Genomic DNA, 24,576 nt, shown 5'->3' on the forward strand with positions numbered 1-24,576 from the left:
TCTTCTCCTCGCACTCCGCTCGGCGGCGTGGCCAAAGCTTGGATTGGTGGACGATCCTGACAGAGTAGGCTCGCCCCAACAAGTGATTCCGTTGTTGCCTTTTGGTTACGCGACGAATTCTGTGTTCACCTGTCGGCCCGCAGCAGATCGTCACGGTGGACGATGCCGGGCGCCGGGTGCGTCGGGCAACCGACACATCGCATGGCGTGCAACGGGGGCCTTTACACCCTGCGGTTACCGTGGCACGACGCACCGGACGGTCGTACCGCCCCGATCCACCCCCGATCCACCCCGTTCCGCCCCGTTCCGCCCCGGAGGTCACCTGTGTTCCCCACCGTCGCCGAGGTCCTGGAACTGGACGTGCTCAGGCGGGGTTCGCCGCAGGTCGTCGCGGGCTCCGGAGGCCTGCAGCGCCCGGTCCGCTGGGTGCACATCAGCGAGCTGGCCGACATCGCCGGCATGCTCCACGGCGGCGAGCTGGTCCTCACCACGGGCGTGATGCTGCCCGACGACAAGGAGTCCCTGGCGCGCTACATCGACGGCCTCGCCGACGTCGGCGCCGCGGGACTCGTCGTCGAACTGGGCCGGCGCTACGCGGACGTCCTCCCCCGCCCCCTGGTCCGCGCCGCCGAACGGCGCGGACTGCCGCTGGTGGCGCTCCGCACCGAGGTGCGCTTCGTCGCGGTGACCGAGGCCGTGCACGCCCACGTCGTCGACGCCCAGCTGACCGAACTGCGGGCCTCGGAGGCGGTGCACCAGACCTTCAACGAGCTGTCCGTCGAGGGCGCGGAGCCCGGCGAGGTCGTCCGCGAGGTGGCCCGGATGGCGGGCGCGCCCGTCGTGCTGGAGAACCTCTCCCACCAGGTGCTGGCCTTCGACCCGGCGGGCCGGGATCCCGAGGCCCTGCTCGACGGCTGGGAACGGCGCAGCCGCGGCGTCCACCCGGCCGGGCGCACCGGCCACGACCCGCGCAGCGGCTGGCTGGTCACCGCCGTCGGGGCGCGCGGCCGGGACTGGGGCAGGCTGGTGATCGTCGGCGAGCCCGCGCCCGGGCCCTCGTCCGGGTCCGCCTCCGGGCCCGAGCCCGAGCCCGAAGCCGGACCGGAACCGGCCGAGCGCCCGCACCGCCACAGCGTGCTGCTGGAACGCGGGGCCGCCACCCTTGCGCTCAACCGGCTCCTGGAACGCGACCGCGAGTCCCTGGAACGGCAGACGCACCGCACCCTCCTCTCCGGCATCCTCACCCACGCCCTGACCGTCTCCGATGTGGCGCTGCGTGCCCGGGCGCTGGGCGTGCCGCTGGAGGGCCGGCGGCTGGTGGGCGTGATGCTGCGGCTGCGCGGCGGACCGGCCTCGGCCGCGCTGGAGGCGCAGGCCCGGCTGCGCGACTTCACCGAGACGGCGGCCCAGGCCGTCCGCGAGCGGGGCCTGACCGCGCTCACCGGCACCCTCGACGACGGCGGCGTCGGCGTGCTGGTCTCCCTCGGCCCGTCCGACCACGAGCACACCGCGCTGGAGGACTTCGCCGCCGCGCTCACCCGGCTGACCGAGCCCGCACCCGACGGCGGCCCCACCTTCGTCATGGCGGCCGGCTCCTCGGTCGGCTCACTGCGCGACGCCCGCCGCACCCTGCTGGAGGCGGCACAGGTCGCGGACGCCGCGATGCACGGCGGGCGTGGCGAGGGCGGCCGGGCTCAGCCCTCCGAGAAGAGGGTGGGAGCGGGCGGCGGCCGGGCGTACTACCGGCTGCCGGACGTCCGGTTGCGCGGTCTGCTGCACCTCCTGCGCGACGACGCGCGGCTGCAGACGTACGTCGAGCGCGAACTCGGGCCGCTGCTCGCGTACGACGCCGAGCACGGCACGGACCTCGTCCGGATCCTCACCGTCTACCTGGACGCCGGCCGCAACAAGTCGGCCGCGGCCGACGCCGCGCACCTGTCGCGGCCCTCCTTCTACGACCGGCTGCACCGCGTCGAACGCGTCCTCGGCATCGACCTGGACCAGGTCGAGTCCTGCCTCTCGCTGCACGTGGCCCTGCTCGCGCTGGACGCGGTCCGGCGATGAGGCCCGCGCGGCACGGGTGTCACGGCACGTCCAGGACCCAGTAGGTGTAGTCGTAGGCGTAACCGGGGGCGACCTCGACCTCGAAACTGCCGTCGTCGTCGTCCTTCGGCACGACGACGGTGATCTCCCTGCTCGCGCGCTCCCCCGGCTCCAGCGACTCGGGCAGGCCCACGCCGGTGGTCAGGTCGCGCAGGCCCTCCTCGTCGAAGTCGTCGCCGTAGGCCGAGACCTCGCTCTCGCCCAGGTCGGCGGTGACGTCGCCGGTGTTCTCCAACTCGATGGAGAAGGTGACGGCGGTCCCGCCCTGGAGCATGTCGTTCGGGAGGGCGACCGTCCGCTCGGCGTCCGACAGCGTGACGTGGACCCCGTCGTCGTAGAGCGCGGTGCCGTCGGCGTCCAGCGGCGACTCCCAGTCGCCGTTGCGCGAGGTGATGAGGTCGTCGTCCGGCCCCCCGTCGAACCAGCCGTCGTCGATCCCGCCGACCACCAGGGCGATCATCGCGCCCGACAGGACGACGGAGACGATCCCGAGGATCAGCCCGGTCAACGCCTGCGGCCGGTTGGTCGCCTCGCCGCGGCGGGCGATCCGCAGACCGACGATGCCGCAGATGAGGGCCGCGATGCCGAGCGGGAGGCCGAGGAAGGCCCCGAAGCAGGAGACGGCCATGACGGCGCCCACGATGCCGAGGATCATCGCGGTCAGGCCGACGCCGTTGCGGGCGGCCGGCGGTGCCCACCCGCCGTAGGGGCCCATCGCGTAGCCCGGGTGGGCCGGGTAGCCGGGGTGGGCGGGGTACCCGGGGTAGCCCGGGTACGTGGGGTAGCCGGGCGGGCCGGCGTGACCGGGGTAGCCGGTGTCGCCGGGGTGGCCGGGGTACGTGGCGTACGGCGGCTGCGGGGGCACGGTCGCCGCCGCGTCGGGGGCGGGCGGCGCCCAGGGGTCGCGCGGCTGCTCCCCCGGCCCGGGCGCGGGTGCGTCCTCGGGCACCGGCCGCTTGGTCAGCGTCATGTGGTCCTGCGGCGCCTGCGGTACGGGCGGCACGGGCGGCGCCCAGGGGTTGTACCCGGCCGGCACACCGGGCTGCCCGTACCCGGGAGCGACCGGCACCGGCGGTGCCCACGGATCCCGCGGCCCGGGCACCCCGAAGGGCGGCACGGCGGGCGCGGGCGGGGCCTGGGCCGCGGGAGCGTCGCCCACCCCCGCGGGGGCACCGGCGGGCGCGACCCCTCCCGGCACCTGCGTACCCCCGTCCCCGGCATCCGCAACCGGCACGGCAACAGGCGCGTCCCCAACAACCTGGGCATCGCCCCCAGCAGCGCCGACGGGCGCATCGGCAGACGGCACCGCGTCAACGGGCGCCACGCCGCCCAGCACCTGCGTACCCCCGTCCCCGGCCGGGGCGTCGGACTCCGCGGCGCCGACCGGCGCGGCATCCGCCGGCGTCGGTGCCGGGGTCGAGGCCGGGGCCGGGGCGGGCAGCTCGTAGTCGGGGGCGGGCGGTGCGTCCGCCGGGGCCGCCGAGGACGACGGGGCCGCCGCTGCGGGGGTGTCGCTCGCGGCGTCGCGCGGCGTCGGGTTCTCGGGGTCGTGGGACATCGCTGCCTTCCTGGTGGCTACGTCGGGCAATGCTATGGCCTGCGAAGACACCGGGCCGAGGCAATTCCGCGTTTACGATGGCGGTTGCCGACCACCCCGCAGGAGGATCACCCCATGTCCGACACCGCGTCATCCCTCGACGCCTTCATCGCGGGGCTGCCGAAGGCCGAGCTCCACGTGCATCACGTGGGCTCGGCCTCGCCCCGCATCGTGGCGGAGCTGGCCGCGCGGCACCCGGATTCCAAGGTGCCCACCGACCCCGCCGCGCTCGCCGAGTACTTCAGCTTCCGGGACTTCGCCCACTTCATCGAGGTCTACCTGTCCGTCGTCGACCTGATCCGCGACGCGGAGGACGTGCGCCTGCTGACGTACGAGGTGGCCCGCGACATGGTGCGGCAGAACATCCGCTACGCCGAGCTGACCGTGACCCCGTACAGCTCGGTCCGCCGCGGCATCCCGGACCGGGCGTTCGTCGAGGCGATCGAGGACGCGCGCAAGGCGGCCGAGGCGGAGCTCGGCATCGTGCTGCGCTGGTGCTTCGACATCCCGGGCGAGGCCGGGCTGTCCTCCGCGGAGGAGACCGCGCGCATCGCCACCGAACTGCAGCCGGACGGGCTGGTCAGCTTCGGCCTGGGCGGTCCCGAGATCGGCGTGCCGCGCCCGCAGTTCAAGCCGTACTTCGACCGCGCCCGGGCGGCCGGTCTGCACAGCGTGCCGCACGCGGGCGAGACCACCGGCCCGCAGACGATCTGGGACGCGCTGAACGAGCTGGGCGCCGAGCGCATCGGCCACGGCACCAGCGCCACCCAGGACCCGCGCCTGCTGGACCACCTGGCCGAGCACCGGATCCCGCTGGAGGTCTGCCCGACCTCCAACATCGCGACCCGCGCCGTCGCCACGCTCGACGAGCACCCCGTCAAGGAGATGGTGGCCGCGGGCGTGCTCGTCACCGTCAACAGCGACGACCCGCCGATGTTCGGCACCGACCTCAACACCGAGTACGCGGTGGCCGCGCGGCTGCTGCAGCTCGACGAGGGCGGCCTGGCCCAGCTCGCCAGGAACGCCGTCGAGGCCTCCTTCCTCGACGCCCCGGGCAAGGCGAAGCTCACCGCCGAGATCGACTCCCACCTGGCGGGATGGCGGCGCTAGCGGTCGCCCACCGCGGCGACCCGTACCGCCACCGCGAGAACACCCTGCCCTCGCTGCGCAGCGCGCTGCGCGCGGGGGCGGACGCGGTGGAGATGGACGTACGGCTGACCCGCGACGGGGTGCCCGTGCTGCTCCACGACCCCACGCTGAAGCGGCTGTGGGGGGTGGAGTCCCCCGTCGCCGGCCTCGCCGCGGACCGGCTGCCGGCGGGCGTCCCGACGCTGTTCGACGCGCTGGCCGCGGTCGACGGCTGCCGGGCGCTGGTCGACCTCACCCTGCCGGAGTCCGCGGGCCCGGTGCTGTCCGCCGTCCGGGAGGCGGGGGCCGGGGACCGTACGTACTACTGCGGCGAGGCGGCCGCCGTCCTGGCGGTCCGGGACCTCGACCCGGCCGCCGAGATCGCGCTGACCTGGAAGACCTCCGCGGCGGTGCCGCCGCTGCTGCTGTCGGAGTTGCGGCCGCGCTGGATCAACCTGCGCTTCGGGCTGGTGCGCGCGCCCCTGGTGGAGTGGGCGCGCGGCGAGCGGCTGCTCGTCGCGGCGTGGACGGTGGACGTGCGCCGGACGATGCGGCGGCTGGAGCGGCTCGGCGTGGACGCCGTCACGAGCAACCGCATCGACGTGCTGCGCGCGGAACTCGGCGGCCGCTGAGCCGCTTTCCGCACGGCGGCCGGGACCGGCGTGCGCCGTCAGACGCCGGCCGGCACGGCTGACGCGCCGTCGGAGGCGTGCTCCAGCCGCTTGATCATCCGCCGCAGGATCAGCAGCGGCACGATCCCGAAGACGCCGAAGGCCATGTCGACCGGCATCCACCACAGCGGCAGACCCCGCAGCGGGATGCAGATCGCGGCAAGCGGGAGGACCCCGATGCAGGCGATCATGGCCCACTCGACGATCCAGACGTTGCGGACCGGGTCGCGCCAGACGCCGTAGAAGGCCGTGGCGATCACCAGGTGGGCGAAGGCGAGCCAGTCCGTCCCGTACATCAGGAACGGGTACTCGGAGTCGGTGGCGTCGAGCGCCTCCCGCACGTGGGCGATCCAGTCTCCGACGGCCCCGGGCAGACCCCAGCCGTCCACCCACCGCACCTCGTGCACCAGCGGGAACGCGGTCACGCCGCTCAACACCAGGCACACCACGAAGACAACGAGCCATGCGCGTATGCGCTGTTCAAGAGATCTTCGATCCTCCATGGTCCGGAGCGTACGCGCACGTGCCACGGCCCCGGACGCGGGGGTCGCGCCGGGGCCGTGGCACGTGGGCTCGCGCCCTGCGGCGTCAGCCGTCCAGGGAGGTCATGACGTGCTTGATGCGGGTGTAGTCCTCGAAGCCGTAGGCGGACAGGTCCTTGCCGTAGCCGGACTTCTTGAAGCCGCCGTGCGGCATCTCGGCGACCAGCGGGATGTGCGTGTTGATCCACACGCAACCGAAGTCCAGGCGCTTGGACATGCGCATCGCACGGCCGTGGTCCTTGGTCCACACCGAGGAGGCGAGGGCGTACTCGACACCGTTCGCCCACTCCACGGCCTGGTCCTCGTCGGTGAAGGACTGCACGGTGATGACGGGGCCGAAGACCTCGTTCTGGATGATCTCGTCGTCCTGCTGGAGGCCGGACACGACGGTCGGGGCGTAGAAGTAGCCCTTCTCGCCGACGCGGTGGCCGCCGGCCTCGACCTTGGCGTGCGCCGGGAGGCGCTCGATGAAGCCGGTGACCTGGGCGAGCTGGTTGGCGTTGTTCAGCGGGCCGTACAGCACGTCCTCGTCGTCCGCGGCACCGGTCTTGGTGTCGGTGGCGGCCTTGGCGAGCTGGGCCACGAACTCGTCGTGGATCGACTCGTGGACCAGGACGCGGGTGGCGGCCGTGCAGTCCTGGCCGGCGTTGAAGTAGCCGGCGACGGCGATGTCCTCGACCGCCTTGGCGATGTCGGTGTCCTGGAAGACCACGACCGGCGCCTTGCCGCCGAGCTCCAGGTGGACCCGCTTGACGTCCTTGGCGGCGCTGCCGGCGACCTGGATGCCGGCGCGGACCGAGCCGGTGATGGAGGCCATCGCCGGGGTCGGGTGCTCGACCATCAGCCGGCCCGTCTCGCGGTCACCGCAGACGACGTTGAAGACGCCCTTGGGCAGGATCCCGGAGATGATCTCGGCGATCAGCACGGTGGAGGCCGGGGTGGTGTCCGAGGGCTTCAGCACGACCGTGTTGCCCGCGGCGATCGCCGGGGCGAACTTCCACACGGCCATCATCATCGGGTAGTTCCACGGGGCGACCTGGGCGCAGACGCCGACCGGCTCGCGGCGGACGATGGAGGTCATGCCCTCCATGTACTCGCCGGCCGAGCGGCCCTCGAGCAGGCGGGCGGCGCCCGCGAAGAAACGGATCTGGTCGACCATCGGAGGGATCTCCTCGCTGGCCGTCAGCCCGATCGGCTTGCCGGTGTTCTCGCTCTCGACGGCCACCAGCTCGTCCGCGCGCGCCTCGAAGGCGTCCGCGATCTTGAGCAGCGCCTTCTGGCGCTCGGAGGGCGTCGTGTCGCGCCAGGCCGGGAAGGCGGCCGCGGCCGCGGCCATGGCCGCGTCGACATCGGCGGCGGCGGAGAGCGGCGCGGTCGCGTAGACCTCGCCGGTGGCGGGGTTCACCACGTCGGTGGTGCGCCCGTCGGCGGCGTCGCGGAATTCTCCGTTGATGTGGTTGCGCAAGGTACGGAGCTCGCTCACTGCACCTCTCCCTGTTCCTGTCCGATGTGTGAGACGGGCACCAGCCTACCTGCAGCACTGCGGTATTCGACATAGCCGAAACTCCGAAACAATGGATTCCGTGAGATTCGAGCCCCGAAACCACGGATTTCATCGATCGGGGGTTGCGTGACGGCTGACCTCTCGTGCACAGTGGGGGCGTGGCCACTCGTACTCCGGATCACAGGGGCGCCAACGGCGCCTTCGTGATCGATTCCGTCTCCAAGGCGATCATCGAACAGCTCCAGGAGGACGGCAGGCGTCCCTACGCCGCCATCGGCAAGGCCGTGGGCCTGTCGGAGGCGGCCGTCCGCCAGCGCGTCCAGAAGCTGCTCGACCAGGGCGTCATGCAGATCGTCGCCGTCACCGACCCGCTCACCGTGGGGTTCCGGCGGCAGGCGATGGTCGGCATCAACGTCGAGGGCGACATCGAACACGTCGCCGACGCGCTCGCGGAGATGACGGAGGTCGAATACGTCGTCGTGACCGCGGGCTCCTTCGACCTGCTGATCGAGATCGTCTGCGAGGACGACGACCATCTCCTGGAGACGATCAACAAGCGGGTCCGCACGCTGCCCGGCGTGCGGTCCACCGAGAGCTTCGTCTACCTCAAGCTCCGGAAGCAGACCTACACCTGGGGAACCAGATAGCCATGAGCGCGGACCTTTCCAAGACCGCGTACGACCACCTGTGGATGCACTTCACCCGCATGTCGTCGTACGAGAACGCCCCTGTGCCGACGATCGTGCGCGGCGAGGGCACGTACATCTACGACGACAAGGGCAAGCGGTACATCGACGGCCTCGCGGGGCTGTTCGTGGTCAACGCCGGCCACGGCCGCGTGGAGCTCGCCGAGACCGCCTACAAGCAGGCCCAGGAGCTCGCCTTCTTCCCGGTGTGGAGCTACGCCCACCCCAAGGCCGTCGAGCTCGCCGAGCGCCTGGCCGACTACGCCCCGGGCGACCTCAACAAGGTCTTCTTCACCACCGGCGGCGGCGAGGCCGTCGAGACCGCGTGGAAGCTCGCCAAGCAGTACTTCAAGCTCAAGGGCAAGCCGACCAAGTACAAGGTCATCTCGCGCGCCGTCGCCTACCACGGCACCCCGCAGGGCGCCCTGTCCATCACCGGACTGCCGGGCCTCAAGGCCCCCTTCGAGCCGCTGGTCCCCGGCGCCCACAAGGTGCCCAACACCAACATCTACCGCGCGCCGCTCTTCGGCGACGACCCCGAGGCCTTCGGCCGCTGGGCCGCCGACCAGATCGAGCAGGAGATCCTCTTCGAGGGCCCCGACACCGTCGCGGCCGTCTTCCTGGAGCCGGTGCAGAACGCCGGCGGCTGCTTCCCGCCGCCGCCCGGGTACTTCCAGCGGGTCCGCGAGATCTGCGACCAGTACGACGTTCTGCTCGTCTCCGACGAGGTCATCTGCGCCTTCGGCCGGCTCGGCACGATGTTCGGCTGCGACAAGTTCGGCTACGTCCCGGACATGATCACCTGCGCCAAGGGCATGACCTCGGGCTACTCCCCCATCGGCGCGTGCATCATCTCCGACCGCGTCGCCGAGCCCTTCTACAAGGGCGACAACACCTTCCTGCACGGCTACACCTTCGGCGGCCACCCGGTGTCGTCGGCGGTCGCCCTGGCCAACTTCGACATCTTCGAGCGCGAGCAGCTCAACCAGCACGTGCTCGACAACGAGGGCGCCTTCCGCGCCACCCTGGAGAAGCTCCACGACCTGCCGATCGTCGGCGACGTCCGCGGGAACGGCTTCTTCTACGGCATCGAGCTGGTGAAGGACAAGGTCACCAAGGAGACCTTCACCGACGAGGAGACCGAGCGCGTCCTGTACGGCTTCCTCAGCAAGGCCCTGTTCGAGAACGGCCTGTACTGCCGCGCCGACGACCGCGGCGACCCGGTCGTCCAGCTCGCGCCGCCGCTGATCGCCGACCAGTCGACGTTCGACGAGATCGAGGGCGTCCTGCGCACCGTCCTCACGGAGGCCTGGACCAAGCTCTGACGGTCCCCTCGCCCCCCACGGGCCGGGGCACGCACACCGCGTGCCCCGGCCTGTCGGCGTCCGCGCGGGCCGGAGGCCGTACAGGGGCCCGTGCGTACGCCGCACGGGTGGGCGCGGGCGCGGAACACGCCGCGGTGACCGGGGTCCCGGGCCGTGGGGCGCGTACGGTGCCGCAGTGACCCGGACTCCCCGCGTTCGTTAGAGGCCAACGTGAACCCACCCGACAACGACGTGCTGTGGGCCCGCGGCCTGCGCCACACGCACGACCGCTCACCCGCTCTGCTCGGTGTGTCCCTCGGTGTGCGGGAGGGCGAGATCCTCGGCCTCCTCGGCCCGCACGGCGCCGGGAAGACCACGCTGCTGCGCTGTCTGTCCGGCGAACTGCTCCCCGAGCAGGGCGAGGTGTGGTTCAACAGCTCCCCCGTGCACACCCTCGGCGCGACCGCGCGCGAGCGGCTGCGGCGTGAGCGCTTCGGCTGGATCGACAGCAGCCCGCAGCTGCTGCCCGAACTGACCGTCCGGGAGAACGCCGCGCTGCCCCTCCTGCTGTGCGGCGTCCCGTTCCGCACGGCCCGGGCGGCCGCCCAGGAGTGGCTGGACCGGCTGGACATCGGCGGGGCCGCCCGCCAGCGTCCCGGCCGGCTGCTGCAGGCCGAGCGGCAGCGGGTGGCGATCGCCCGCGCCCTGGTCAACCGGCCCTCGGTGGTCTTCGCCGACGAGCCGACCGCGCCGCTGCACCGTGCCGACCGCGCCCAGGTGCTGCGCATGCTGACCAGCGCCGCCCGCTCGCACGGCATCACCGTGGTGCTGGCCTCCAACGAGCCCGAGGTCGTCTCCCTCGCCGACCGGGTGGTCACCCTCGTCGACGGACGCTTCGCGGCGGGCATGCCGCGACAGGAGCGGGAGGACGCCGACTCGTGCTCAGCCTCCGTGTAGCCCTCGGCTCCCGCCCGGAGGTGCTGCTGCGCCGGCTGATGGTCGTCGCCGCGGCCGCGGGCACGGGATTCCTGCTGCTCGCCGTGCTCGGGCACGCCCTCGCGCACCCCGAGGACGCCCCGGACGGCCTGCTCCGGCTGCTGTGGTGCGCGGTCCCGTTCGCCGCCACCGTCCACCTGTCGGTGCTCGTGGCCCGTACGGAGCCGAGCGGGCGGCTGCACGCGGGACTGGCCGCCGCCGGACTCGGCCGGCACGGACTGCCCCTGCTGGCCGCTGCGAGCTCCGCGCTCAACTGCGGTTTGGGCGTGCTGATCGCGCTCTTCGGCTTCCTCTTCCTCCGCGGCGACCTGCCCGGCCCGCACTTCACCGGCGCGGCCGAGGCACTGGGTGCGGACCGGGAGCTGCCGCTCGCGGGCGCGCTGACCCTGCTGGCCACGCTGCCGCTGGCCGCGGCGGTCTCGGCCGCGGTCGTACTCCGGCCGCGACGCGCCCGTCAGGAGGAGCCCGCCACCCGCGAGGGCCGTACGCCGTCCGGACTGCCGTGGGGTGTCGCGCTCGTCGTGATCGGCCTGGCCGTGCAGATCTCCTCGGCCGGGGGCGCCGGCGCCGCCGCGCCCGGCGGCACGCTGCCGCTGCCCGGCGGACTCGGCCACGCCGCCGCGGCCGTCGTCGGTGGCTGGCTGCTGACGGCCACCGGCATGGTGCTGGCCATGCCGGGCGTGGTCCACCTGTCCGGACGGCTGCTGGCGGCGTACCGGCCCGGCGCCCTGCGGCTGCTGGCGGGCCGGGCCCTCCAGGAGGAAGCGGCGCTCGTGGGGCGTCCGCTGGGCGCGCTGTGCGCGGTGGCCGCCACCGCCCTCGCCGGCAGCGACCGGCTCGGCGCCGTGGCGCACCCCGTCGGACCGCTCACGGTGCTGGGTGCCGTCCTCGTCGTCCTGTCGGCGGTCGCGACCGCCCTGACCGCGACCGTGGACGCCAGGCGCGCCCGCCGTCCGGCCACCGCCGCCCTCACCCGGCTCGGCGCGCCCGCCGCCCTGCTGCGCAACGCGGCCGCCGTGCGGGCCCTGGCGGTCCTCGGCGCGGTGCTGCCGCTGACCCTGCTCGTCGCCCGCCTGGGCACCCTGCCGCTGCCGTGACGCCCCGAGCAGCCCCGCGGCGGCGGCCTCCGCCGCGGGCGCTAGGGTGGCGGGCGTGCTCTCGCCGAACGATCCGAACGATCACGAGATAGAGACCCTCGAGGAGTTCGACCGCGTCGCCGCGTCGGGCTCGCTGCGCGGATACCGCGTCCAGTCGGTCGACCTGACGACCCGTACGGACGCCCTGCTGTCCGCCGACACCGCCGAGGCCGTGTTCCTGGGCTGCCCGATGGAGCCGGAGACGACGTCCCGCGTCCGCGCCGCCGGTGCCATGGTCCTCCCCCCGCTGCCGGACCTTCCCTTCGACCCGTACCGGGGCTCGCTCTACGCCCCCGGGACGCTGTTCGAGGGCCTGGCCGACGGCTACGAGGCGACCCCGGACGCCCGCGCCTACCAGTGGTTCCTGCGCACCCGGGGCAGCCGCGACATCTACGCCTCGATGCTCCGCAGCATCCACGACGACGCGGTCTCCGACGCCTTCGACGAACTCGTCATGGACGCCCGCGTCGTGGGCGTCATGGGCGGTCACGCCATGGAGCGCGGCACCGACGCGTACGCGGGCGCCGCCCGCCTCGGCCGCGCGCTGGCCCGCGAGGGCCTGACCGTCGCCACGGGCGGCGGGCCCGGCGCCATGGAGGCGGCCAACCTCGGCGCCTACGCCGCGCCCTTCGACGACGCGATGCTCCTCGATGCCCTGGAGACGGTGGCCAAGATCCCCTCCTTCCGTCCCTCCGTCACGGACTGGGCGCGCGTCGCCTTCGACGTTCGCGACCGGTGGCCCGGTGGCGGCGAGTCGATCGGCGTGCCGACGTGGTTCTACGGCCACGAGCCGCCGAACGCCTTCGCCGCGCACATCGCCAAGTACTTCGCGAACGCCACCCGCGAGGACGGCCTGCTGGCCCGCTGCACCGCCGGGGTCGTCTTCCTGCCGGGCGCCGCGGGCACCGTCCAGGAGGTCTTCGACAACACCACGCCGAACTACTACGAGTCCAACGGCGCCCCGCGCCCCATGGTGCTGGTCGACCGCGACCACTGGACCCGGCGGCTGCCGGCCTGGCCCCTCCTCCAGGCACTGGCGGAAGGCCGCTCCATGGAGCCGCGCATCGCGCTGGTCGACTCCGTCGAGGACGCCCCGCAGGCCCTGGCACGCCTGACGCGGGGTTAGCCCGTACGTCGCCGGCTGTCGCGCCGTCTCGCACCCTGCGGGCGTAAAGCGGCTGGCTGCGGAGGGGAGGGTGGCGGTCCGGGGCTTGTCCGCAGTGTGCGGGTGGGTTGGTGGTCGGGGTTCAGGCGCCGGAGTGGGGCCGGTTGTTCTTCTGGTGCCGGTCTCGTTGCCGTCCGCGGGTACGGATGGCCGGTTGCCACGCCCACCCTTGGTGGGTGGCGCGCCCGCCGTAACCGGCGTCTGCGGGTGCTTCCCCGATCCGAGGATCGGGCTCTGTTCCGACGTCCATGCCGTCGAAAGCGAGCCCGCTCTCCCGCCAACCCCTGACAGCACCCCGAAGCACCCGCAGTCGCAGGTAACGGCGGGCGCGCCCACCACCGGCAGTAGGCGTGGAAGCGGCCATCTATACCCGCGGACGGCAACGAGACCGACACCGCCGGAAAGGCAACCCCCTCCGGCGCCTGAATCCGCACCCCCCACCCACCCGCACACTGCGAACAAGGCAGGCCCCCACCCTCCCCTCCGCAGCCAGCCGCCGTGCGCCCGAAGGGCGCGAGACGAACCCGCGCCCACCCACCGGCCCCACCGCAGCACCGCACCGCCTCGTGCCCCGACACCCCCCGCGCTGAACGGGGCCTACTCGCCCAGGACCACGACCTCGTCCGCGCTGAACGAGACGCCGACCGTCTCGCCCTCGGCGGGGGCGTCGCGCAGGGCGCAGCCCGCCTCCAGCCGCGGGCCCTCCTCGGGCTGCAGGAGAAGCGTGACCTGGTCACCGCGGAACGTACGGGCGAGGACGTCGCAGCGCAGCCCGTCGGAGGGCGGGACGAGCCGTACGCCGGCGGGACGCACGAGAAGCCGTCCCGCGCCCTGCGGGGAGCCCGGGGGGACGGGGACCTTGCCCCAGGCGGTGTCGGCGGCGTCGCCGGTGACGGTGGCGGGCACCACGTTGTCGAAGCCGAGGAAGCGCGCCACGAACTCGGAGACGGGCCGCTGCCACACCTCCAGCGGGGTGCCGGCCTGCTCGACACGGCCGTCGCGCATGATGACGACGCGATCGGCGAGCGCGAAAGCCTCGCTCTGGTCGTGGGTGACGGCCAGCACCGTGGTGCCCAGCCGCCGGAAGAGCCCGCGCAACTCGACGACCAGGCGCTCGCGCAGGCCCCGGTCGAGCTGGCCGAGCGGCTCGTCGAGCATGAGCAGCCGGGGCCCCGGCGCCAGCGCCCGGGCCAGGGCGACGCGCTGCTGCTCACCGCCTGACAGGGAGGCGACGGCGCGCCGCTGCGCACCAGGCAGGCCGACGAGTTCCAGCAACTCCTCCACCGCGCGCTGCCGTTCGGTGCGACCGGCGCCGCGCATGCGCAGGCCGAAGTCGACGTTCCCGGCGACGTCGCGCTGCGGGAAGAGCTGGTGGTCCTGGAACATCAGGCCCACGCCGCGCCGGTGCGCCGGCACCCCCGCCTGGTCGCGACCCGCCAGCAGGACGTGCCCGGCGTCCAGCGGCTGCAGCCCGGCGACGACCCGCAGCAGCGTGGACTTGCCGCTGCCGCTGGGCCCGAGCACGCAGACCGTCTCGTGCTCGGCGACCTCCAGGCCCACGGCGTCCAGGGCGGTGTGGCCGCCGAAGCGCACGGTGGCGCCGTCCAGTCGCAGCAGGGTCATCAGAACTCCCCCGACCTGTCGATGCGGATACGTTCCAGCGCCAGCAGCGCGACCGCGCACACCAGCATCAGCACGGTGCTGAGCGCCATCGCCTGGCCGTGGTTGAGCTCCCCGGCCCGTCCGAGGAAGCGGGCGACCGCGACCGGCAGGGTGGGGTTGTCGGGGCGGGCGATGAACACGGTGGCGCCGAACTCGCCGAGGGACACGGCGAAGGCGAAGCCCGCCGCCACCAGCAGCGCCCGCCGCACCAGCGGCAGGTCGACCTCGCGCCAGACCCGCAGCGGGGAGGCACCGAGCACCGCCGCCGCCTCGCGCAGCCGGTCGTCCACGGCACGCAGCACGGGCAGCATGGTGCGCACCACGAAGGGCACCCCGACCAGCGCCTGGGCGAGCGGCACCAGGATCCACGAGGAGCGCAGGTCCAGCGGCGGTTCGTCGAGGGTGATGAGGAAGCCGAAGCCGACGGTCACCGCCGAGGTGCCGAGCGGCAGCATGAGCAGGGCGTCGAAGCCCCGTACGAGGCGCCCGGCCCGGCGGGTGAGGGCGGCCGCGGCGAGCCCGCCGACGACCAGGGCGATCGCGGTGGCGGCGGCCGCGTACTGGAGCGAGTTCCAGACCGCGGAGACCGGCGCGACCAGGAACGTCCCGCCGCTTCCGGCCACCGAACCCAGCGCGCGGTAGTAGCCGAGGCCGTAGCCGTCGGGTCCGTGCAGCGAACGCTCGGCGAGCACGCCCAGCGGCAGCAGGATCAGCAGCGCTGCCACCCCGAGCACGCCCGCCAGCAGCCCCCACTCGCCGGCGCCGCGCGGCCGCCGGGCGGTGCGGGCCGGGTCCACCAGGCGCAGCGCGCCCTCCCTGCGCCGTACCGTCCCTGCGTGCACGGCGAGGATCGCCGCGACGGCGGCGAACTGGACGACGGTCAGCACGGCGGCCGTCGGCAGGTCCAGCAACTGGGCGGTCTCGCGGTAGATCTCCACCTCCAGGGTGGAGAAGGTGGGGCCGCCGAGGATCTGGATGACGCCGAAGGAGGTGAAGGTGAAGAGGAAGACCATCAGCGCCGCCGCGGCGACGGCGGGGGCGAGCGCGGGCAGCGTCACCTTGCGCCAGGCCGTGAGGCGTCCCGCGCCGAGGACCCGCGCGGCCTCCTCCTGCCGGGGGTCGAGCTGAGCCCAGAGCCCGCCCACGGTCCGTACGACGACCGCGTAGTTGAAGAAGACGTGCGCGAGGAGGATCGCCCACACCGTGGTGTCCAGGCGCACCCCCCACAGTTCGTCGAGCAGCCCGCCGCGCCCGAGCAGCGCGAGGAAGGCCGAGCCGACGACCACCGTCGGCAGCACGAAGGGCACGGTCACCACCGCGCGCAGCAACTGCTTGCCGGGGAAGTCGAAGCGGGCGAAGACGTAGGCGCCGGGCAGCGCGATCGCCAGGGTGAGCGCGGTGGAGGCGGCCGCCTGCCAGCAGGTGAACCACAGCACGTGCAGGACGTCGGGCTCGCCCAGGACGTCCGCGAACCGGCCGAACCGCCACCGTCCGTCCTCGCGGAGCCCGCGGGCGACGATGGCCGCGACCGGGTAGCCGAAGAACAGCCCGAAGAACGCGACCGGCACGGCCATCAGGCCGACCCGTACGGCGAGCGGCCGCAGGGCCACCGTCCCCGCGCGCCGCCGCCCGGCGTCCTTCGTTACTTCAGCACGAGCGAGGACCACGACTTGACCCACTGCTCACGGTTCTCGGCGATCTTCTCCGGGGCGACGGTGGCCGGGTCGGCGACGACCGGCGCGTACTTGGTGAAGACCTCGGGCAGCTTCGCGTCGTCCCGCACGGGGTTGACGAACATGCTGAGCGGCATGTCCTCCTGGAAGGCGCGGCTCAGCAGGAAGTCGACGAGCGCCTTGCCGCCCTCGGGGTTCCCGGCGCCCTTGAGCAGGCCGGCGAACTCCACCTGCCGGAAGCAGGTACCGGTCGCGACACCGGTCGGCCCCTCCGCCGGCTGCGTCTTCAGCGCGAGCACCTCGGCGGGCGGGCTGGAGGCGTACGAGACGACCAGCGGCCGGTCGCCCTTGCCGCCGCCGGCGCCGGAGAAGGTGTCGTAGTAGGCCTGCTCCCAGCCGTCGACGACCTGCACGCCGTTCGCCTTGAGCTTCTTCCAGTACGCCTCCCAGCCCCCGTCCCCGTACTCGGCGGTGGTGGCGAGGAGGAAGGCGAGCCCCGGGGAGGAGGTGGCGGCGTTCTCGGTGACCAGCAGGTCCTTGTACGCGGGCTTGACGAGGTCGTCGAGGCTCTCCGGCACGGGGAGCTTGTGCTCGGTGAAGTACTTCCGGTCGTAGTTGACGCAGACGTCGCCGAAGTCGATCGGGGTGACGCGGTGCTTCGCGGCGTCCGGCTGGAGCGCGGCGGGCACCTTGTCGAGGTCCTTGGCCTCGTACGGCTCGAACAGGTCGTTGTCCAGGGCCCGGGACAGCAGGGTGTTGTCGACGCCGAAGAAGACGTCGCCCTGCGGGTTGCCCTTGGACAGCACGGCCTGGTTGAGCGCGGCGCCGGCGTCGCCGCCGCGCAGCACCTTGACGGTGTAGCCGGTCTGCGCCGTGAACGCCTTCAGCACCTCCTTCGACGCGGCGAAGGAGTCGTGACTGACCAGGGTGACGGTCTTGGAGGCGGCGGCGCCCTTGTCCTTGGCGGTGTCGCCGTCGCCGCCGCAGGCGGCGAGCGCGCTCGCGCCGAGCGCGACGGCCAGTGCGGTGCCGGCCACACGCCGACGGGTGGTGCTCATGTGGTGACTCCCTACGCCGGTATGACCCGGATCAGGTCCGAGGGTCTGCGGCCGTGCCGCACTCTCAGCGCTCTCCGCGCTCCCCTGTCGGATGTTCTTTTGTGTGATCTGCGTGACGTCGCGGCAAACGGCCGCAAACGACCGTCACCATAGCAAGCGCAGGTCAGCGCTCGGAAGCCGCCAGCTGACCGCAGGCGCCGTCGATCTCCTGCCCCCGGGTGTCCCGGACGGTGACCGGCACGCCGTGCGCCTCCAGGGCCGCCACGAAGGCCCGCTCGTCCTCGGGACGGGAGGCCGTCCACTTCGAGCCGGGGGTCGGGTTGAGCGGGATCAGGTTGACGTGGACGCGGCGACCCTTGAGCAGCCGGCCCAGCAGGTCCGCCCGCCACGCCTGGTCGTTGATGTCCCTGATCAGCGCGTACTCGATGGAGATCCGGCGCCCGGACACGTCCGCGTAGTGCCACGCGGCGTCCAGCACCTCGCGCACCTTCCAGCGGGTGTTCACCGGCACCAGGGTGTCGCGCAGCTCGTCGTCGGGCGCGTGCAGCGACACCGCGAGCCGGCACTTGAAGCCCTCGTCGGCGAAGCGCAGCATGGCCGGGACCAGGCCCACCGTCGACACGGTGATGCCCCGCTGGGACAGCCCCAGCCCGTCCGGCTCCGGATCGGTCAGCCGGCGGATGGCGCCGACGACGCGCTTGTAGTTCGCGAGCGGCTCGCCCATGCCCATGAAGACGATGTTCGACAGCCGCGCGGGGCCGCCCGGGATCTCCCCGTCGCGCAGCGAGCGCATGCCCGCCACGATCTGGTGCACGATCTCCCCGGTCGACAGGTTCCGGTCCAGGCCGGCCTGGCCGGTGGCGCAGAACGGGCAGTTCATGCCGCAGCCGGCCTGCGAGCTGATGCACATGGTCACCCGGTCCGGGTAGCGCATCAGGACCGACTCGACCAGCGTCCCGTCGAACAGCCGCCACAGCGTCTTGCGCGTGGTGTCGTTGTCGGTGCTGCTGTGCCGCACCACGGACATCAGCTCCGGCAGGAGCCCCTCCGCCAGCTTCCCCCGCGCCCCCGCCGGGATGTCCGTCCAGGCGGCGGGGTCATCGGCGTACCGCGCGAAGTAGTGCTGCGACAGCTGCTTGGCGCGGAACGGCTTCTCCCCCAGCTCCGCGACCGCCTCCCGGCGCTCCTCGGGCGAGAGGTCGGCAAGGTGCCGCGGCGGCTTCTTGGCTCCGCGCGGCGCGACGAATGTGAGTTCTCCGGGTGCAGGCATGGTTCAACCAGTGTCGCAGATCGTTCGGGGCCGCCCAGGTCAGATGGGTGAGGCTCCCGTCACCCTCGGGCGTCCCCTGCCGACGTCGGGGGTGTGGCCCGGCCGGCACGGCGGAAATCGCGTCGCACTCCTCACCCCGGCGCAGAACAATTCCCACCATGGGGACGGACATACACGGGTTCATAGAGTGCCGCTGGGATCGCTGGCTGGACGAGGACGACCGCAGCTGGCACGGGGCCGTCGACCTCGCGCATCTCTACAACGGGCGCTGCTACGCCGCCTTCGGGTCCCTGTTCGGCGTCCGCGACACCACCTCCTTCCGCCCACTCGCCGATCATCGCGGCCTGCCTCGCGACGTGTCGCGCGAGGCTCTCGCCGACTTCGAGTCCTGGGGCTCGGGCGCGTCCGGTGCGTCCTGGATCACCTGGGCGGAGCTCGCGGCGGCGGATTGGGAGGAGGTCGCCGACAAGGTCGACGACTGCGTTCACGAGTACCGCCGGAGCCCCGAGGGGTCCTGGGAGCTGCACGGCCGGAACTCCGGCCTCACCCGGTTCGCCGAGCTCGCCGGCCTCACCGACCCCCACGCTCTGTACCGCGCGGGCAGCACCTTCGCCGAGGGCACCGAGTGGCCGGACGGCGACCGCCTCTTCCGCATCGGACGCCTCCGCCGCAAGGATGCCGTACCGGACAGCGACTGGGCCGCCGTCTGGTCGGTGATGCGCACACTGGCGACCCTGCACGGCGACGAGGGCGTCCGTCTGGTCGTCTGGTTCGACGGCTGACGCCGGCAGCGGCAGGGCGGAGGACTCATGACCCGCTGACTGTCTCCGGGGCGCCGCGAACGGGATGAGGTCGCGAACTATCGCAGGGGAACCGGCTGAGGCGGGGCCGCGAGCCAGGTGGTCAGCAAGTCGTTGACCTCCTGGGGACGTTCCTGCTGGAGCCAGTGGCCGCAGCCGTCCAGGAGGTGGGAGCCCACCAGTCCGGGCAGGGTCGTCGGGTGGGCGGCGATCGCGTCGGACATCCAGGTGGTGGTGGCGTCCAGGCTGCCGCCGACGAACAGGGACGGCTGGGTCAGAGGGGAGCCGTTGAACTCGGCGAGGTCCTCCCAGTCGCGGTCCATGTTCCGGTAGCGGTTGAGCGCTCCCGTCAGGCCCGTGCGCTCGAACTCCCCGGCGTAGTGGTCGAGATCGGCCTCAGTGAGCCAGGAGGGGAGCCCACCGGCGGGGAAGCGCTCGCGCAGTGTCCCGCCGCGGGTGACGAAGTACGGAGTGGGCTGCCCCTGGGCCGGCATGGTGTCGGCGGACAGGGCGGCGTAGAACCCCGCGAGCCAGCCCCGGACGTCCGGCTCGATCTCGGCCTCGGCGCGGCCCGGCTGTTGGAAGTAGGAGACGTAGAACTCCTCGTCCCCGCCCATCCGCGCGAAGATCTCGCTGGGGCGCGGGCCGCCGGGCGGGGTGTAGGGGACGCTGAGCAGCCCCACCGCACGGAAGACCTCGGGGTGCAGGAGGGCGGAGGCGGCGGCGATGTTCGAGCCCCAGTCGTGCCCGACGACCACCGCCGTCTCCTCGCCCAGGGCGTGTACCAGGCGGACGTTGTCCTCCACCAGGGCACGCATGCGGTACTCGCCGGTCTCCGAGGGCTTGGAGGAACGGCCGTAGCCGCGCACGTCCGGTGCCACCGCCCGGTATCCCGCCGCCGCCAGTGCCGGGAGCTGGTGACGCCAGGAGTACCAGGACTCGGGGAAGCCGTGGACGAGCAGGACCAGCGGTCCGCTGCCCTGCTCAACCAGGTGCAGCCGTCCGGCGGGCGCGTCGATGGTGCGGTGGGACAGGTCGCCGGACGGTGTGGGCTGGTGCATGGCTTCTCCTCGGATTTCCCGGTGGCCGCGGTACCCGTCGATCATGCGATGTCGGCGGACGGGGATGCGAGAAACGTTGACAGAATGGCAAAATGGCAGGCCGGAGAGGTGAGCGAAAGAGAGGCGGAGGGGAATGCCGGACGAGGTCGCCGCGGCCCTGGCCGCGATGGGGCCGCGCCTGCGGAGCGAGCGCGAGAAGCGCGGGGAAACGCTCACCCAGGTCAGCCGGGCGACCGGCATCGCCGCGAGCACGCTGTCACGCGTCGAGAACGGCCTTCGCAAACCCAATCTGGAACTGCTGCTGCGCCTGGCGAAGGCGTACGACGTCTCCCTGGACGCGCTGGCCGGCACCGCCCCCGCGTCGACGCGGAAGCCGTCCGGCACGGCACACCGGCGTGCGGCCGACGACAAGGCCGTCCTGCCGCTGACCCACTACGTCGGAGGGCTGCACGCGCACAAGCACGTCCTGCCGGCCGTCGACGAGCGGCCCCCGCGGCCGCGCCAGGCGTCGCACGAAGGCTTCGAATGGCTGTGCGTGCTGTCCGGACGGCTGTGGCTGGCACTCGGCGACAACGACCTCGTCCTGACCGCCGGAGACGTCGCCGAGTTCGACACCCGCACGCCCCATGCCGTCGTCAACGCCGACCTCGGCAGACCGGTCGAATATCTGATCATGTACGGCCCCCAGGGCGAACGTCTGCACACCCGCGTCCAGTTCACCCCCAAGTGAGACGCAGGGAACGGCGAACGGCCGGGGCCCGCCGCGTCAGCTGACGCCGCGGGTACGGCCGGGCTTCACCAGTCGCGCTTCGATGAGCCCGGTCCCGCCCTCGTCGGCGGCGCGAGTCGTGCCGTCGCACCCGAAGCCGGCCCGTTCGTAGAACCGCAGCGCCGAAGCGTTCGGAACGTACGCGTACACGCACAGCGGGCCGTGGCCGCGCCGCTCAAGGTCGGTCACCGCGTGGCCGAAGAGCCGGTGGCCCAGGCCGGTGCCGATGCGAGCGGGTTCGAGGTACAGGCCGTAGACCTCGGCGGCGCGGGGGCCGAGGTCCGGTTCCTGGGACCGATCGGCCGGGCCGGTCCGGCAGAAGCCGGTCACGCTGCCGCCCTCCTGCACGACCCACAGCCGGTGCTCGGCGGGGAGTTCGGCAAGGTACTCGGCCCAGTCCGCTGCGTCGCTCACCGGGTCGAGCCCGTCGAGGTATTCCTTGCTCATGAACCCGGCGTACGCCGCGCGCCACGCACGGACCTTCAGGGCGCCGATGGCCGGTGCGTCCTCGGGGACTGCGGTGCGGATCACAGGCCGAGTCTAGGAGCGCCTCGGCGACCCGCGCCCGGCGTTTTGCGTGGGTGACGGCACCGGCTGCGAGCTGACCAGTCGTTCCCACGCCCGTGCCGTGACCGGCGGACGCGTTCGCGGCGGCTCAGTGCTTGAAGACGTCCACCCCGCCGGGCTCCGCCTCCAAGGACCGGCGGTCGAAGATCAGCATGCCGAGGAAGAACAGCCCGCCCACGACGAGCAGCCCCACCACGATCACCAGGGGGACCAGCGCCTCCTCCGGTGTCACCAGGGCGATGAGCGCGACGACCGTCCACACCAGGGCGGCGAGGGAGACGGGCAGTTCGAGGCGTCCGAGGTCGAAGGCGCCCTTGCGGCGGCCCAGGCGCTTGCGGACCGCGAGGTAGAGGACGATCGTCGCGCCGTAGATGAGGGCCGGGAGGATCGTCGACGCCGTGATGAGCTCCAGCAGCGCGGCGCCCGGGAGCGCCACCATCAGGACGACGCCCATGGCGAAGATCAGCACGGTGGCCGGGATCGGGGTCCGCGTGTGCGGGTTGACCCGGCGCATCAGCCGGTGCGCGGGGAAGCGCCCGTCGCGCGACATGGCGAAGATGATCCGCGAGCACGCGACCATCACCACCATCCCCGCCCCGAAGAAGGCGAAGGTGATCGCGACCAGCAGGGTCCGTTCCATGACCGGACCGAGCTGGTCCCGCATGATCGTGGCGACCGGGGAGCCGTCGCGGCTGATCCGGGGAACGTCCTCGATGGCGACGGTGAGCGTGATCAGGAAGAGCATGCCCAGCAGTCCCGCGGCCACGACCGAGCCGACGATCGCCCGGGGGACGCTGCGGTAGGGGTCCTTGGCCTCCTCCGCGAGGTTCGCGGCGGAGTCGAAGCCGACGAGCGTGGCCAGACCCATGATCATCGCGATCATGAGCCCGCCGCCGACGGCGAAGTAGTGCGGGGCGTCCTCGGTGACGCCGCGTGAGGTGAGGTTGCCGACGGCGCCGTTCCCGGTGACCGCCGCCGCGATGACGAGCGCGACCGCCATCACCACGACGAGCGCGAGTTCCAGGCCGACGGCCGCGGTGTTGATCAGGCTGACGAGGCGGGTCGATGCCACGGCGAGCACGGCCTGGACGAGCAGCACCACGAGCGTGATGACGCGCGCCGTGTCCTCGTCCGGCCTCATACCGGCGAGCGGCATGAAGGCCTGGCTCGCGAGGGCGTTGTCGATCGCGACCACGGCGATCGCGAGGTAGCAGAACGTCAGCCAGCCGAACCCCCAGCCCACCTTCGGGTCGGCCAGCCGCGAGGCCCACTGGTACGAGGAGCCGCTGAGGGCGATGCGCCCCGCGAGCTGCGCGACCACGAGGGCCACCAGGGACTGCCCGACCGCGACGAGGATCCAGAGCCAGATGCCCACGGGGCCCGCGTTCTGCAGCACGTCGTCGTAGGTCGAGAAGATGCCGACGGCCACGGAGATGAACGCGAACGAGATCGCGAAGACCTGGAAGGAGCCGAGCGTCCGTTTCAGCTCCTGCTGGTATCCCCCCTCCTCGACGGACCTCTCGCCGGCCGCCTCGCCCGCCGGGGCTTCCGCCACGTCGGTCACCTCGTCCCCGCTCAGGACCCGCTCCGGGCCTCATCCGTTTTCCACATGTATGTCATGAATGTTGTCCGGCCTGCATTTTGAGGCCCCCTCGGCTGCCGGCACTCCGCGAACGTTGGCCAGCGCTGCACGGCTCACGGAGGGTCAGGGTCTGTCGAGGCACGGGGCGTCGATCGGGTGAGCGCGGCCCGGTGGGAGGGAACGGGCTGCGCCACTGGGATGACCTTGGCGCCGGACGCCGGTGGGCGCGGGTACGGATCCCGCCGACAGGGGCCCGAGCCGTGCCGGAAGGCCCTCCGGTTCGGTGCCGGCCAGAGATCGACGAGGAGTGTCTCCATGCGTCCTGCAGACAGGACCCCGCCGCCCTGCGGGCGGTCCCTTCGACGGTTCGGACGGCTCGCCGGCGCGGTGGTGCCGGCGGCCCTGATCGCCACCGTGATATCCGCGGCCTCCCTGACGACGGCTCAGGCCGCCGACTCGGACGGCGCCCCCGCGCCCGCGGCATCGGCGTCCGGCCTCCCCTGGCCCGACCCGTACAACGACCCGTACGACGACCCGTACTACCCGTACCCCGGCGACGGCGTCGATTCCGATCCCGGACTCGGGCTCGGCCCCGGGCTGGGCCTCGGGCCCCTCCTCGGCTCCGGTCCGCTCCTCGGTTCCGGCCCTCTCCTCGACCCCGGTCGCGGGCCCCTTCTCGGTCCCGGAACCAGCCCCATCGTCGACAGCGGTGCCGGTCCCGTCATCGACCCCGCCGCCCCGCTCCTCGGCCCCGGCCGCGGGCCCTTCGTGGCCCCCTTCCCCGGCCCCGGCAGGCTCTCGGGATGCGACATCGACTCGGCCGGCGTGGCCAACGCGACCACCCGCGACTTCTCCGTCGCCGTCGTCCGCGGCCGTACGTTCGTCGGGCAGCGCGACACCGTCCCGGTGGGCGGCACCTACACCTGGCAGGATCTCAGCGGACTCCCCGGATACCCCGTCACCGGCGTGTGCGGCGCGAGCGTGAGCACCACCTCGACCGCGGAACTGTCGGTCAAGGTCGTCACCTTCCGCGGCGACGTGGCGGAGAACCGCTGCACCACCACCGGTGCCCTCCCGGTCTGCGGTGCGTGGAACCCGCTGCAGGGGCCCCTGCAGCCGCCGCCCCCGATCTCCTTCCCCTGACCGGCCCGCGTCGACGGCCCGTCGCAGTGGGCGCCCGCCGGACGGTGGGCACCGCGGTGGCCGGTCGTACGAGGGGCGGTCGTCCTCCAGTGGGTCCCGCCGGTGAGGCGGAGGGCGGGAACCGGTCGCGCACCTGAGGAACCGGGCGGACATCCCGCC

At 72.9% G+C, this 24,576-nt stretch carries 21 protein-coding genes and 1 riboswitch; of the genes, 11 read left to right on the forward strand and 10 right to left on the reverse strand.

Annotated elements, in window-relative coordinates; translation table 11 throughout:
- The first annotated feature begins 324 nt into the window (after positions 1 to 324).
- Complete coding sequence (locus ACZ7MY_RS15345) at positions 325 to 2,064, forward strand: PucR family transcriptional regulator (RefSeq protein WP_499602130.1); 1,740 nt, start codon at positions 325 to 327, stop codon at positions 2,062 to 2,064.
- Between the two features lie 19 nt (positions 2,065 to 2,083).
- Here the strand turns inward: ACZ7MY_RS15345 and ACZ7MY_RS15350 are convergent, their stop codons facing one another.
- Positions 2,084 to 3,661 carry a DUF4190 domain-containing protein gene (locus ACZ7MY_RS15350; RefSeq protein WP_499602131.1) on the reverse strand — a complete coding sequence of 526 codons (1,578 nt, stop codon included), beginning with the start codon at positions 3,659 to 3,661 and terminating at the stop codon, positions 2,084 to 2,086.
- Between the two features lie 114 nt (positions 3,662 to 3,775).
- Between ACZ7MY_RS15350 and ACZ7MY_RS15355 the strand changes: the two genes are divergently transcribed.
- Both ACZ7MY_RS15355 and ACZ7MY_RS15360 read left to right on the forward strand, forming a co-directional pair.
- Positions 3,776 to 4,810, forward strand: coding sequence for an adenosine deaminase (locus ACZ7MY_RS15355; protein ID WP_499602132.1), 1,035 nt, complete (start codon positions 3,776 to 3,778; stop codon positions 4,808 to 4,810).
- Positions 4,798 to 5,460 carry a glycerophosphodiester phosphodiesterase gene (locus tag ACZ7MY_RS15360; protein WP_499602134.1) on the forward strand — a complete coding sequence of 221 codons (663 nt, stop codon included), beginning with the start codon at positions 4,798 to 4,800 and terminating at the stop codon, positions 5,458 to 5,460. The genes ACZ7MY_RS15355 and ACZ7MY_RS15360 overlap by 13 nt, the downstream gene beginning before the upstream one ends.
- Before the next feature lie 38 nt (positions 5,461 to 5,498).
- Here the strand turns inward: ACZ7MY_RS15360 and ACZ7MY_RS15365 are convergent, their stop codons facing one another.
- A complete protein-coding gene (locus ACZ7MY_RS15365) occupies positions 5,499 to 6,002 on the reverse strand; it encodes a hypothetical protein (protein ID WP_499602136.1) in 504 nt (167 codons plus the stop codon).
- Positions 6,003 to 6,087: 85 nt separating this feature from the next.
- A complete protein-coding gene (locus tag ACZ7MY_RS15370) occupies positions 6,088 to 7,524 on the reverse strand; it encodes a gamma-aminobutyraldehyde dehydrogenase (protein ID WP_499602137.1) in 1,437 nt (478 codons plus the stop codon).
- Positions 7,525 to 7,688: 164 nt separating this feature from the next.
- Here ACZ7MY_RS15370 and ACZ7MY_RS15375 point away from each other — a divergent pair, with 164 nt between their 5' ends.
- The 5 genes from ACZ7MY_RS15375 to ACZ7MY_RS15395 all read left to right on the forward strand — a co-directional run bounded on the left by ACZ7MY_RS15375 (position 7,689) and on the right by ACZ7MY_RS15395 (position 12,793).
- Complete coding sequence (locus tag ACZ7MY_RS15375) at positions 7,689 to 8,192, forward strand: Lrp/AsnC family transcriptional regulator (protein ID WP_499602139.1); 504 nt, start codon at positions 7,689 to 7,691, stop codon at positions 8,190 to 8,192.
- A gap of 2 nt (positions 8,193 to 8,194) precedes the next feature.
- Complete coding sequence (locus ACZ7MY_RS15380) at positions 8,195 to 9,556, forward strand: aspartate aminotransferase family protein (RefSeq protein WP_499602141.1); 1,362 nt, start codon at positions 8,195 to 8,197, stop codon at positions 9,554 to 9,556.
- A 210-nt stretch (positions 9,557 to 9,766) separates the two neighbouring features.
- Complete coding sequence (locus tag ACZ7MY_RS15385) at positions 9,767 to 10,492, forward strand: ABC transporter ATP-binding protein (RefSeq protein WP_499602142.1); 726 nt, start codon at positions 9,767 to 9,769, stop codon at positions 10,490 to 10,492.
- A complete protein-coding gene (locus tag ACZ7MY_RS15390) occupies positions 10,474 to 11,628 on the forward strand; it encodes a hypothetical protein (RefSeq protein ID WP_499602143.1) in 1,155 nt (384 codons plus the stop codon). Before ACZ7MY_RS15385 ends, ACZ7MY_RS15390 begins: the two co-directional genes overlap by 19 nt.
- A gap of 46 nt (positions 11,629 to 11,674) precedes the next feature.
- Positions 11,675 to 12,793 (forward strand): LOG family protein, encoded by a 1,119-nt coding sequence (locus ACZ7MY_RS15395; protein WP_499602144.1) that lies wholly within the window; start codon positions 11,675 to 11,677, stop codon positions 12,791 to 12,793.
- Positions 12,794 to 13,429: 636 nt separating this feature from the next.
- On the opposite strand, the gene ACZ7MY_RS15400 is transcribed toward ACZ7MY_RS15395, so the two are convergent.
- The 4 genes from ACZ7MY_RS15400 to rlmN all read right to left on the reverse strand — a co-directional run bounded on the left by ACZ7MY_RS15400 (position 13,430) and on the right by rlmN (position 18,495).
- Complete coding sequence (locus ACZ7MY_RS15400; protein ID WP_499602146.1) at positions 13,430 to 14,455, reverse strand: ABC transporter ATP-binding protein; 1,026 nt, start codon at positions 14,453 to 14,455, stop codon at positions 13,430 to 13,432.
- Positions 14,455 to 16,068, reverse strand: a complete 1,614-nt coding sequence (locus ACZ7MY_RS15405) for an ABC transporter permease (protein ID WP_499602734.1) — start codon at positions 16,066 to 16,068, stop codon at positions 14,455 to 14,457. The genes ACZ7MY_RS15400 and ACZ7MY_RS15405 overlap by 1 nt, the downstream gene beginning before the upstream one ends.
- Positions 16,069 to 16,136: 68 nt before the next feature.
- Positions 16,137 to 17,225, reverse strand: coding sequence for a thiamine ABC transporter substrate-binding protein (locus ACZ7MY_RS15410; RefSeq protein WP_499602147.1), 1,089 nt, complete (start codon positions 17,223 to 17,225; stop codon positions 16,137 to 16,139).
- Positions 17,217 to 17,321, reverse strand: a riboswitch (TPP riboswitch). (Overlaps the previous gene by 9 nt.)
- 67 nt (positions 17,322 to 17,388) lie before the next feature.
- Positions 17,389 to 18,495 (reverse strand): dual-specificity RNA methyltransferase RlmN, encoded by a 1,107-nt coding sequence (gene rlmN / locus ACZ7MY_RS15415; protein WP_499602149.1) that lies wholly within the window; start codon positions 18,493 to 18,495, stop codon positions 17,389 to 17,391.
- A gap of 158 nt (positions 18,496 to 18,653) precedes the next feature.
- Between rlmN and ACZ7MY_RS15420 the strand changes: the two genes are divergently transcribed.
- The gene (locus ACZ7MY_RS15420) at positions 18,654 to 19,277 is read left to right on the forward strand and encodes a hypothetical protein (protein WP_499602150.1); all 624 of its coding nucleotides are present in this window, start codon (positions 18,654 to 18,656) and stop codon (positions 19,275 to 19,277) included.
- A 77-nt stretch (positions 19,278 to 19,354) separates the two neighbouring features.
- Here ACZ7MY_RS15420 and ACZ7MY_RS15425 read toward each other — a convergent pair whose 3' ends face one another.
- Positions 19,355 to 20,356 (reverse strand): alpha/beta fold hydrolase, encoded by a 1,002-nt coding sequence (locus tag ACZ7MY_RS15425; protein ID WP_499602151.1) that lies wholly within the window; start codon positions 20,354 to 20,356, stop codon positions 19,355 to 19,357.
- Between the two features lie 133 nt (positions 20,357 to 20,489).
- On the opposite strand from ACZ7MY_RS15425, the gene ACZ7MY_RS15430 reads away from it, so the two are divergent.
- Positions 20,490 to 21,086, forward strand: coding sequence for a helix-turn-helix domain-containing protein (locus ACZ7MY_RS15430; protein WP_499602152.1), 597 nt, complete (start codon positions 20,490 to 20,492; stop codon positions 21,084 to 21,086).
- 36 nt (positions 21,087 to 21,122) lie between these two features.
- Here the strand turns inward: ACZ7MY_RS15430 and ACZ7MY_RS15435 are convergent, their stop codons facing one another.
- Both ACZ7MY_RS15435 and ACZ7MY_RS15440 read right to left on the reverse strand, forming a co-directional pair.
- Positions 21,123 to 21,656 (reverse strand): GNAT family N-acetyltransferase, encoded by a 534-nt coding sequence (locus tag ACZ7MY_RS15435; RefSeq protein ID WP_499602153.1) that lies wholly within the window; start codon positions 21,654 to 21,656, stop codon positions 21,123 to 21,125.
- Between the two features lie 124 nt (positions 21,657 to 21,780).
- Complete coding sequence (locus tag ACZ7MY_RS15440) at positions 21,781 to 23,247, reverse strand: APC family permease (RefSeq protein WP_499602155.1); 1,467 nt, start codon at positions 23,245 to 23,247, stop codon at positions 21,781 to 21,783.
- A 342-nt stretch (positions 23,248 to 23,589) separates the two neighbouring features.
- Between ACZ7MY_RS15440 and ACZ7MY_RS15445 the strand changes: the two genes are divergently transcribed.
- The gene (locus tag ACZ7MY_RS15445; RefSeq protein WP_499602157.1) at positions 23,590 to 24,417 is read left to right on the forward strand and encodes a hypothetical protein; all 828 of its coding nucleotides are present in this window, start codon (positions 23,590 to 23,592) and stop codon (positions 24,415 to 24,417) included.
- The last annotated feature ends 159 nt before the right edge of the window (positions 24,418 to 24,576 follow it).

Source organism: Streptomyces sp. NPDC111520 (assembly GCF_055635295.1).